Annotated in this window: 10 protein-coding genes; 7 read left to right on the top strand and 3 right to left on the bottom strand. The window is 65.1% G+C overall.

Annotated features, from left to right (window positions below):
* Positions 1–209 precede the first annotated feature (209 nt).
* Both dprA and RJQ10_RS19060 read right to left on the bottom strand, forming a co-directional pair.
* The gene (dprA, locus tag RJQ10_RS19065; RefSeq protein ID WP_350149086.1) at positions 210–1,316 is read right to left on the bottom strand and encodes a DNA-processing protein DprA; all 1,107 of its coding nucleotides are present in this window, start codon (positions 1,314–1,316) and stop codon (positions 210–212) included.
* 74 nt (positions 1,317–1,390) lie between these two features.
* A complete protein-coding gene (locus tag RJQ10_RS19060; protein ID WP_350149084.1) occupies positions 1,391–2,425 on the bottom strand; it encodes a LysM peptidoglycan-binding domain-containing protein in 1,035 nt (344 codons plus the stop codon).
* A 213-nt stretch (positions 2,426–2,638) separates the two neighbouring features.
* On the opposite strand from RJQ10_RS19060, the gene def reads away from it, so the two are divergent.
* From def to RJQ10_RS19025, 7 genes are all read left to right on the top strand, one after another.
* Positions 2,639–3,145, top strand: coding sequence for a peptide deformylase (def, locus tag RJQ10_RS19055; protein WP_350149082.1), 507 nt, complete (start codon positions 2,639–2,641; stop codon positions 3,143–3,145).
* A gap of 3 nt (positions 3,146–3,148) precedes the next feature.
* The gene (gene fmt / locus RJQ10_RS19050; protein ID WP_350149080.1) at positions 3,149–4,129 is read left to right on the top strand and encodes a methionyl-tRNA formyltransferase; all 981 of its coding nucleotides are present in this window, start codon (positions 3,149–3,151) and stop codon (positions 4,127–4,129) included.
* Entirely contained in the window at positions 4,129–5,418 is a 1,290-nt protein-coding gene (rsmB, locus tag RJQ10_RS19045; protein ID WP_350149078.1) for a 16S rRNA (cytosine(967)-C(5))-methyltransferase RsmB, read from the top strand. Before fmt ends, rsmB begins: the two co-directional genes overlap by 1 nt.
* Positions 5,419–5,512: 94 nt before the next feature.
* Positions 5,513–6,889, top strand: coding sequence for a Trk system potassium transporter TrkA (trkA, locus tag RJQ10_RS19040; protein WP_350149076.1), 1,377 nt, complete (start codon positions 5,513–5,515; stop codon positions 6,887–6,889).
* Between the two features lie 10 nt (positions 6,890–6,899).
* The gene (locus tag RJQ10_RS19035) at positions 6,900–8,348 is read left to right on the top strand and encodes a TrkH family potassium uptake protein (RefSeq protein WP_350149074.1); all 1,449 of its coding nucleotides are present in this window, start codon (positions 6,900–6,902) and stop codon (positions 8,346–8,348) included.
* Positions 8,349–8,672: 324 nt separating this feature from the next.
* Entirely contained in the window at positions 8,673–9,071 is a 399-nt protein-coding gene (locus RJQ10_RS19030) for a DUF4398 domain-containing protein (RefSeq protein WP_350149072.1), read from the top strand.
* Positions 9,072–9,101: 30 nt separating this feature from the next.
* Positions 9,102–9,959: an OmpA family protein gene (locus RJQ10_RS19025; RefSeq protein ID WP_350149070.1), complete on the top strand. Its 858-nt coding sequence runs from the start codon at positions 9,102–9,104 to the stop codon at positions 9,957–9,959.
* Between the two features lie 139 nt (positions 9,960–10,098).
* Here RJQ10_RS19025 and djlA read toward each other — a convergent pair.
* Positions 10,099–10,859 (bottom strand): co-chaperone DjlA (gene djlA / locus RJQ10_RS19020; protein WP_350149068.1); only part of this gene is annotated, 761 nt, incomplete at its 5' end.

The following is a 10,859-nucleotide window of genomic DNA, read 5'->3' as shown; positions in this document are numbered from 1 at the left end:
CCGGTTGCGCTGCTGCCACCGCAATACATCAGATTGGGCCGGGACTGCGCCGCAGCCTCAAGCGTGACGCATAACAGCACCGCGCCGCCCAACAAAGCTTTCTTCCCCAGATTCCTGAACATTTTCTACCCCTTTTCTTGACTTTTGTCTGATAAAACTGATGACCGCACGATACTGGTGCAGCAGTCATTACTCAAGTTAAATTTATCCTAGCAGCGGATGTACCCGCCGCCGTGGCGGGCAATGCTGCCATCCAGCTCCAGCGCCGACAGCGCTGCCAGCACTTCGGCCACGGACCGGCCCGATGCTTCAACCAGGGCTTCCACGGTCACCACCTCATAACCGACCAGAGACAGCAGCCAGGGCTGGCCCGCGCCGACGCTTGCGGCGGCCGCTGGTGTCAGTTCCAGCTGCCACTGCAACAGGGTGCCAAACTCCGCCAGGATATCGTCGACAGTCTCCACCATGACCGCGCCGTCACGCAGCAGGCGGAGACAGCCGCGGCCGCCCGCGTGGCCGGGAAACCAGGGCACCGCGAACACTTCCCGGCCCTGTTCCAGCGCGGTACCGGCAGTGATCAGCGAGCCGCTGGGCAGGGCCGCTTCGACCACCAGCACCCCGAGCGCGAGCCCGCTGATAATGCGGTTGCGGGCCGGGAAATGCATCGGCAGCGCCGGCGTCAGCGGGGCGAACTCACTGACCAGGCAGCCACTTTCAAGCAACTCCCGGGCCAATGGTTCGTGGCGCCGGGGATAGATGGCGTCGATGCCGGTGGCCATGACCGCGATGCTGCCAGCGTTCGTGTCCAGGGCCCCGCGATGGGCCGCCCCGTCTATGCCCAGGGCCAGGCCGCTGGTGATGGCGAGTCCGGCCCGGGCCGCGGCGGCCGCCAGTTCCCGGGCCAGCCGGATACCGGGGGGGCTGGCCTTGCGGCTGCCCACCACGGCCAGTTGCGGCGCCCGCAGCAGCTGTTCGCAGCCGCGCAGATACAACAGGGGAGGCGGGTCGTGGATGGCCGCGAGCATGGGCGGGTAGTCGGCGGAACCCAGGGCAACAACCCGCCCATCGACGGCGAGCAGGGCATCGAGCTGGCGATCGACATCCCGGGCCGCCGCTGGATGACGGCCGCGCTTGCGGGCAGTGACCAGGTCGGCACGTGCAGGGCCATCCACCCCCGCAGTCGCGAGAGCGGACGCCTCCGCCTCCCAGACAGCTTGCGGTGAACCAAAGTGCTGCAGCAGGCGCCGCAGCCCGGCGTTATCGAGATGGGGCAGACTGTGCAGCAGCAGACACAGTCGAGCGTGGGCAGCATCCATACATCATCCTTGACGTCATGCCTGGGTCATTTCTACCTGCAGACGACGACCGCTCCGTGGTCGCCGCGCTTCTGTCAGGGGTTTTTCACCTTGTCCAGCACCTTGAGCGGGCGGCTGGCGCGCAACACCAGGCCATAGCTGGCTTTCTCAAATACCTCGAACACCATCAGCAGGCCGGCGCGGGTATCTGGCAAGGTCACGTTCTGGCGCGCGACCTGATCGAAGACAACGCCACCGACCTGATAGATAGCCAGCACATGCCCAACCTCAATGCCATCACGCTCGCCGCGATTGAGCACCACGATATTGCCCTGGCCGACCTGGTTGACCCCGCCGTCGACCGCAATCATGAAACCATCGGTGACCTTCACCGCCGGTGCGCGGGGCTGGAAGGTAGCGTCCAGCACCTGCTCGCGCTGGGGTAACAGGCGATCCGCTATGCGCACCTCTTCCGTCACCCGGGTAACATCCAGCTCGGTCACTTCTTCGCGGTTGCTGCTGACCAGTCGCGCATTGCCGATGTCCATCGCCTGGTAACCGAGCATCTCGCTGGTGATCGGGTCGCGGTAGGTGTCCCCCGCCCGGTAGATGCCGTAGCTGCGTTCACCGTCCGGGAAAGGTCCACGGCCATAGATACGGTCGCCCGGGGCGGCGATCAGGCGCCCCTGGTCGCCGGCCACGACGTAGGCCGAGTTGTTCAATTCGTCGGCATCCAGAATGCGGTGCCGCTTGAGGAACGCGCCAATCTGGTCCAGCGGTATCAGCGGGATGGCCAGATCCAGGGACGACACCCGCATGCCCGGCTCCAGCTTGACGTCGCGCCCCCGACGCAGCTGCAACCGCGGCTGCCCGTTGACCCAGGTCAGGTAGAGTTCATCGCCGGGGTAGATCAGGTGGGGGTTGTCGATCTGCGGGTTGACATCCCAGAGCTCAGGCCAGCGCCAGGGCTCTCGCAGATACATGCCGGATATGCCCCAGAGGGTATCGCCTTTCTTGACGATGTAGGTATCCGGGACATTCTCGTTGAGCTCTACTGCCGCCTGCAGCCAGGAACTGAGCAACAGACTGCCAAGCAGTACCAGGTAAACCGAAAAAGACTTCGCTCTCATGATCCGTCCAACCTGCCCCTGTTATCGTTCACCCGCCAGACCGGCGCAGCGACCTCCCCCTGAAGGCAAGTACGCTACCGGTGGGGCGGCGCTGGGCACTACCTTGCCAGCAGTTATATAATAGCCACAGTTTGCGGTGGGCATGGGCCCGTGGCAAGCCCCAATGTGACTAATTTACCATCCGCCGGCAGAGTCCCGAAGGCAGCTAACACCATGGCAGTACTAGACATTCTCGAATTTCCCGACCCCCGGCTTCGCACCAGGGCGGTGCCGGTGGAGGCAGTCACTGACGCCACCCGTGCGCTGATCGACGACATGTTTGCCACCATGTACGCGGCCCCGGGAATTGGTCTCGCGGCAACCCAGGTCAATGTCCACCAGCGGCTGCTGGTGATCGACATCAGCGAAGACCACAGCGAACCGCTGGTCTTCATCAATCCGGAAGTCACCGTGCTCGACCCCACCCTGGGCGAATACGACGAGGGCTGCCTCTCCGTCCCGGGTTTCTACGAAACGGTGGAGCGGCCACAGCGCATCTCGGTCACCGCCCTGGACCGCAACGGCGAGTCCTTTACCCGCGAGCTGCAGGGGCTGCTGGCCATCTGCCTGCAGCATGAAATCGACCACCTCGACGGCAAGCTGTTCGTGGATTACCTGTCCCCCCTCAAGCGCCAGCGCATTCGCCGCAAGCTGGAAAAAGATCAGCGGCGCCAGGCCTGAACGGTGGCCAGTGACCCGTTGCGCCTGATTTTCGCCGGCACCCCCGAATTCGCCGCCACCCATCTGCGGGCCCTGCTGACCAGTCACCACCGGGTCGTCGCGGCCTATACCCAACCCGACCGCCCCGCCGGGCGCGGCAAGAAATTGCAGGCCAGTCCGGTCAAGGAGGTCGCGGCGGCGGCTGGAATACCGGTATTCCAGCCCGCCAGCCTGCGCCACGCCGAAGCCCAGGCCGAGCTCGCGGCGCTGGGCGCCGATGTCATGGTGGTGGTGGCCTACGGCCTGATCCTGCCGCAGCCGGTGCTGGATGCCCCGCGCCTCGGTTGCATCAATGTCCACGCCTCGCTGCTGCCGCGCTGGCGCGGTGCCGCCCCCATCCAGCGCGCCATCGAGGCCGGGGACCCCGCAACCGGTATTACGATCATGCAAATGGACGCGGGCCTGGATACCGGTGCCATGCTGGCGCGGGAGAGCCTGCGGATAGCACCGGGCACCAGCGCCGGCATGTTGCACGATCAGCTCGCCGACATCGGCCCTCCACTGCTGCTGCAGGTACTCGACGACCTGCCCGCGTACCGCATATCCGCCACGGCCCAGGACGAAGCCGGCGCCAGCTACGCCCGCAAGATAGAAAAATCCGAGGCAGCGCTGGACTGGCAGCGCGAGGCCCCCGAGCTGGCCCGGGCAGTGGCCGCCTTCAACCCCTTCCCGGTCTGCTTCGGCATCCTCGGGGGTGAGCGGGTGCGGGTGCTGGAGGCGCACGCAGAGACGGTCGAAGCGGGAAACCGGGCCAGCCCCGGCACGGTCCTCAGTGCCGACCGTGAGGGCATTCTCGTCGCCTGCGGCGAGGGCGCACTGCGTATCCGCCAGCTGCAACTCGCCGGCGCCAGGGCGCTGCCGGTGGCGGATGTTCTCAATGCGCGGGACGCCCTGTTCGCCCCCGGCTCCCGGTTCGCGCCCGTCGCCGCCCCGGAAAGCAGCTGATGGCCGTCGATACGCGGGCGGCGGCGGCCCTCGCGATCGCCGGGGTGCTGGAAGGCGGCTCCCTGAACCAGTTGCTGCCGGCGGCTCTGGCCTCGGTCAGCGAGCGGGACCGCGGGCTGCTGCAGCAGCTCTGCTACGGCACCCTGCGCTATTACCCCCGCTTGCGGCCGCAGCTGGGGCTGCTGCTGAGCAAGCCCCTGAAAAATCGCGACCGGGACATTGAGGCACTGCTGCTTCTGGGCCTGTACCAGCTGGAGGAAACCCGGATACCCGACCACGCCGCGGTGGCCGCCACGGTCGCCGCCACCCGGGCCCTGCACAAGGTCTGGGCCAAGGGGCTGTGCAATGCGGTACTGCGCAGCTATCAGCGAGAGCGGGAAAAACTTGACCGCAAGTTGTCGCCCGCCGCCATTGCCGCGCACCCCGCGTGGCTGTTCTCTGCCCTGCAACAGGACTGGCCGGCCCGGGCGGACGCCATCATGGCAGCCAACAACGAACAGCCGCCGATGGTACTCAGGGTCAACCGCCGTCAGGGCAGTCGGGACGCCTACCTGGAGGCACTGGCTGCAGCCGGGATTCCTGCCTCGGCGGGCAAGCTGGCATCCGACGCGGTCTATCTGCAGCAATCGGTGGACGTCTCGGCCCTGCCGGGCTTCGCCGACGGCCGCGTGAGTGTGCAGGACGAGGCTGCGCAACTCGCCGCGCACCTGCTGCAGCCCCGCGCCGGTGAGCGGGTGCTGGACGCCTGTGCCGCTCCCGGGGGAAAGGCCTGCCACCTGCTGGAACTGGAACCCGGCATCGCCCTGACGGCGATGGACGTCGATGCTTCCCGACTGGACAGGGTTCGCGACAACCTGCAGCGACTGTCGCTGCAGGCGGACGTTGTCCAGGGCAATGCCGCCGCACCGCCGGCGACCCTGCTGGCGGGGAGCTTCGACCGCATTCTGGTGGATGCTCCCTGCTCAGCCACCGGTGTCATCCGCCGCCACCCGGACATCAAGTTGCTGCGCCGGACAGAGGATATCGCGGCGCTGGGCAAGCAGCAGCTGTGGATCCTGCAGGGCTTGTGGCCCCTGCTGCGGCCGGGGGGTACCCTGCTGTACGTGACCTGCTCCGTGCTGGAAGCGGAAAACAGCGCCGTGCTCGAACGTTTCCTCGCCACCACCGGAGACGCCGCCCTGCTGTCAGTCCCGCTGCCCGGGGAGCAACGCTCCTGCGGCGTGCAACTGCTCCCGCAGAGCGGCGGCCCGGACGGACTCTTCTTCAGCCTGCTGCAACGCCGCCCGTGAAAGTGCCCGGGCTGCACTATTTCAGTTTCCGCCACTTACAATCGACCAGTCTTTTCATTAAGGTGCAGGAAATCTCCGGGGAACAGCCCCAGCAATGAAGATTATCATTCTCGGCGCCGGCCAGGTCGGGGGCACGCTCGCCGAACACCTGGCTAATGAACAGAACGACATTACCGTCGTGGACACGGATACCGATCGCCTGCGGGAACTGCAGGACCGGCTGGACATCGGCACGGTGGCCGGCGGCGCATCCCACCCCGATACGCTCTATCAGGCGGGCGCCGAGGACGCCGACATGCTGATTGCGGTGACCAACAGCGACGAAATCAACATGATGGCCTGCCAGATCGCCCACTCGCTGTTCAACACACCCACCAAGATATCCCGGGTGCGCTCGCCCAACTACCTGGCGTTCCAGGAACGCCTGTTCACCCCCGAGAACATCCCGGTCGACGTGATCATCGGTCCGGAACAGCTGGTGACCAAGGCCATCGTGGAGCTTATCGCCAACCCCGGCGCCCTCCAGGTGCTGGACTTCGCCGAGGGCCGAATCCAGCTGGTGGCGGTGCGCGCCTATCACGGCGGCCCCATCGTCGGCCATGAGCTGCAGGACATTCGCGAGCACATGCCCAAGGTCGACACCCGGGTGGCGGCCATCTTCCGTCGCGATCGCGCCATCATCCCCGAGGGGGACACAGTGGTCGAAGCGGATGACGAGGTGTTCTTCATCGCCGCGCGCAAGGACATCCGCAAGGTGATGTCGGAGCTGCGCAAGGTGGACAAGCCCTATCACCGGGTGATGATCGCCGGCGGCGGCAATATCGGCGCTACCCTGGCCCAGAGCATCGAGGGACGCTACCAGGTCAAGGTCATCGAACAGTCCTACCCCCGCTGCCGGGTACTGTCGGAGTCCCTCAAGCACACCATCGTCCTCCACGGCAGTGCCTCCGAGCCGCAGCTGCTGTCCGCCGAGAATATCGAGGCTACCGACGTCTTCTGCGCCCTGACCAACAACGACGAATCCAACATCATGATGTCGATGCTGGCCAAGCGCATGGGCGCAAAAAAGGTCATCACCCTGATTACCAACCCGGCCTACGCCGACCTGGTGGGCGACGAGATCGATATCGCCATCTCACCCCAGCAGATCACGATCGGCAGCCTGTTGACCCACGTGCGGCGCGGCGATATCAGCAATGTGCACTCCCTGCGCCGCGGTGCCGCGGAAGCCATCGAGGTCACCGCCCGCGGCGACACCTACTCCTCCAGGGTGGTGGGGCGGCGCCTGGACGAGATCAGCCTCCCGGAAGGGGTTACCATCGGCGCCATCGTGCGCGGCGATGAGGTACTGATCGCGCATCGGCATGTGGTGGTGGAAACCGGCGACCATGTGGTGCTGTTCCTGCTCGATCGCAACAAGATCTCGGCCGTGGAGAAATTGTTCGCGGTCGGTTTCGGCTTCTTTTCCTGATCCCGCCGCCGTGCACCTGACCATCTCGATGCGCATCCTCGGGCTGCTGCTGATGCTGTTCAGCAGCACCCTGCTGGTGCCGATGGGATTTGCCCTGGTGGATGATGACCACACTCTCTCCAGTTTCGCCAGCGCCCTGGGGCTGACCTTCATCGCCGGCCTGCTGCTCTGGTTGCCAGTGCAACATGTCCGCCACGAACTGCGGATTCGCGACGGGTTCCTGGTCACCTCCCTGTTCTGGACCGTGCTGGGCATTGCCGGCGCGCTGCCGTTCATACTCACCGAGGGGCTCGAGCTCAGTCCCATGGATGCGATATTCGAATCCATCTCCGGGCTGACGACAACGGGCGCCACGGTGATCACCGGGCTCGACGAGCTGCCGCGGTCCATCCTGATCTACCGGCAGCTCCTGCAGTGGCTGGGGGGAATCGGCATTATCGTGATCGCCGTGGCGGTGCTGCCGATGCTCGGCATCGGTGGCATGCAGCTGTACCGTGCAGAAATTCCCGGACCCACCAAAGACCGCAAGCTCACCCCGCGCATCGCGGAAACCGCCAAGGCGCTGTTCTTCGTCTATCTGTCCCTCACCGTGGTCTGCGCCCTGGCCTATTGGGCCGCAGGCATGAGCGGTTTTGACGCGGTAGCCCACTCTTTCTCCACCGTAGCCATTGGCGGTTTCTCCACCCACGACGCCAGCATGGGCTACTTCGAGAGCAACAGCGTGCTGCTGATCTGCAGTCTGTTCATGGTGATCTCCGGGCTCAACTTCGGCCTGCACTTCCTCTCCTGGCGGCGGCGCAGCCTGAACGGCTACCGCCAGGATTCCGAGTCCCGCTTCTTCCTCGGGGTCTTGCTGGTGGGCATCGCGATCACCTGCAGCTACCTGATCCTGAGTGACGTCCTGACCGTCGAGGACAGCCTGATCCACGGCTTGTTCATGACCATATCGATTGCTACTACCACCGGGTTCGCCACCCACGACTTCAGTGCCTGGCCCACCTTCCTGCCGCTGATGCTGATCATGTTTTCCTTCATGGGCGGCTGCGTGGGCTCCACCGCCGGCGGGATGAAATCGGTGCGCCTGATGCTCATCGCCAAGCAGGGCATCCGCGAACTCAAGCAGCTGGTCCACCCGAAGGCGGTGATTCCGCTGAAGATCGGCCGCCACCGCGTCGAGGCCACGGTGGTGAGCGCGGTCTGGAGCTTTTTCGCGGTCTACATGTTCGTCTTCGTGACCATGATGCTGGCGCTGCTGGGCACCGGCCTGGACTTCACCACCGCCTTCTCGGCCGTGGCCGCCTGCCTCAACAACCTCGGCCCGGGCCTGGGCGAGGTCGCCGCCAACTACTCGAGCATCGGCGGCGTCGCCAAGGCCCTGCTGTGTCTCGCCATGCTGCTGGGGCGCCTGGAGATCTTTACCCTGCTGGTGCTGTTCACGCCGATGTTCTGGCGGCTGTAGCCGCGCAACGCCAACCGCAGCCGGGGCCGCTGCCCCGGACAGGCATCCCGGACACCGCGCCGGGGCCGCTGCCCCCGGTTGCGGGAAAAGCTCCGGGATCCTGAATTTATTCCAGCAATTTCGGCCGTACTAATCACGCAATCCAGCGGTACAATTCACTTGTGGGTTGGCGGGCCCCCAACTATTGTGCGGGTAACGTGAAACGCGGCCTGTTCAACGGTTCCAGCACGTGTTCGTGGAATACTGGCCCGTCAGTTCGGACGCCGCTCCCGGACGAGAAGTTGCCTCGATGCAACATTACACTACTCACAGGAGTTCACCGAAATGAACGCTTTGTCGAATTGCAGAGTGGGCGGCAAGCCGCTTTCCCTACTCGCGGTGGTCGCGGCCACAATCCTGCTCACCGCGTGCAGCAGCGTACCTGAACCAGTCGGCGAAATGGCCTCTGCACGCGCAGTGGTCCGCAATTTGTCGGATACGGAAGCACGGACCTACGCGGCGGTCGAAGCAGATCGCGCGCGCACCAAGTTGCAGCGGGCCGAAGCCGCCCTGCGGGCGGAGAACTTCGACGAGGCCCGTCGCCTGGCTACGGAAGCAGAAGCCGATGCGGAGCTCGCCCGGGCCAAGACCGACGCCGCCAAGGCAACTCGTGCCGCTTCCGAACTGGAACAGAGCATACAAATCCTGCGCAGCGAGATAGAACGCGCGCAATCCAAACAGTAATCAGCGTAGCGATACGGGGGCACGAATCCAATGAGACTACACCACAGGTTTCTTCTCGGCGCCACGGTTGCCGCGTCAATTGTTCTTGCGGGATGCGCAGGAGCGCCGCAGCGGAGCGAGGCATTACTGTCAGTCGAGCAAAGCTATGAACTGGCGAAGAATGACCCGGCAGTAATCAGGTACGCCGCCGAGCCGCTGGAACGAGCGGGAAAGACACTGGAGGCCGCTCTCGCGGCGCGCGACGCGGCAGAAGCCGAATCGCTTACCTATGTAGCCGGCAGCCAACTCGCCACGGCGCGGGCGATTGCCGAACGGCGTGCGGCGGAGAGCAGCATAAGCGAGCTCAGCAAGGTCAAGGATCGCGTGCAGCTGGAGGCCAGGGAAGCAGAGCTCTCTACCTCAGCCAGCAGGCTTGAAGAGGCTCGTCGTCTGGAAGCGGAAGCCCGCGGCCTGGAAGCGGAGGCCCGTCGCAAGGCAGATGAGGCCCGCCTCAAGGAGGAGGCTGCGTTGCAGCAGCTCGCCGACATGCAGGCCAAACAGACCGCTCGCGGCATGGTGCTGACTCTGGGTAGCGTACTGTTCGCCACTGGTCGCTCCGAGCTGTTGCCGGGCGCACTGAGCTCAGTGGATCGGCTGGCGGCCTATCTGGAGGAGTACCAGGACAAGACTGTGCTGATCGAGGGGCATACCGACAGCACCGGCAGCGATACCACCAACCTGAACCTGTCCCAGGCGCGCGCCGATGCCGTCCGCGTGGCACTGATGACTCGTGGCATAGCACCGAGCCGCATTGTCGCCACAGGCCTGGCCTCAAGCCAGCCCGTCGCTTCAAACGATACGCCAGCTGGCCGGCAGCAAAACCGGCGCGTGGAAATCATCATCCAGTAATTCAACAACCGGGTCGTTGGCGCCTGACGGCGCCGCGCCCAACCGACTGACGCCGCACTCACCGGGCGTCAGTCGACACCCTCCAACAGCCTCCCCCCCGAAGCCACAGCAGAGCACCGGCCGTTACTTGTCCGGGGCGTCACTTCCTGCTGCGGGACACCAGCTCGTAAGCCGCCGTGATCTCCTGGGACTTCTCGGTAGCCACCTTGAGCATATCCTCGGGCACACCCCGGGCGATCAGCTTGTCCGGGTGGTTCTCGCTCATCAGTTTGCGGTAGGCCTTCTTCAGGTCGCGGTCGGCAACGTCCGGGCTGACGCCGAGCGCGGCATAGGCGGCCTCCAGCCGATCGGGACCGGCGGTGGCCTGACCGCCCGGGCGATGATGGAACTGCGCCTGGGCCTGGGCCATGCGCAACAGGTGCTCGAGCTGCATCGGGTTGAAACCCAACAGCCCGGCAATGTTATCCAGTACCCGCCGTTCTTCGGGTTCAATGCCGTGATCGACCAGTGCCAGCGACACCAGAAACATGAGCAGGGTCTGGCGCAGCTGGAGCTGGCGCCCACAGAGCTCGAGAAAGGCCGAGATCGTGGCCCGCACGTCGAAATCAGGCGCCGCGCCCTGCTTGAACAGGGCTATTGCGCTCTGGCGCTGACCGGCGTCCAGGCCCATCTGGCGGATAATCATCTCGGTGTGCTCGATTTCGTGCTGCGAGATGCGCCCGTCCGCCTTTGCCATATGCCCCAGCAGCAGGAATATGGTCTCGAAAAACCGGGTCTTGAGGCGGGCGATGTTCTCCGGGGAATGAGCCTCCATGGTCCGACGCAGGCCGCGGTCGAACTGGTGACCGACAAATATACCCAGGAGCAGGCCGATGGGGCCGCCAACCAGCAGGCCGATAA

The organism is Haliea sp., assembly GCF_040222615.1.
Taxonomy (GTDB): domain Bacteria; phylum Pseudomonadota; class Gammaproteobacteria; order Pseudomonadales; family Halieaceae; genus Haliea.
Note: the sequence above shows the minus strand (reverse complement) of the source record. Positions and strands in the feature narration are given on the sequence as shown.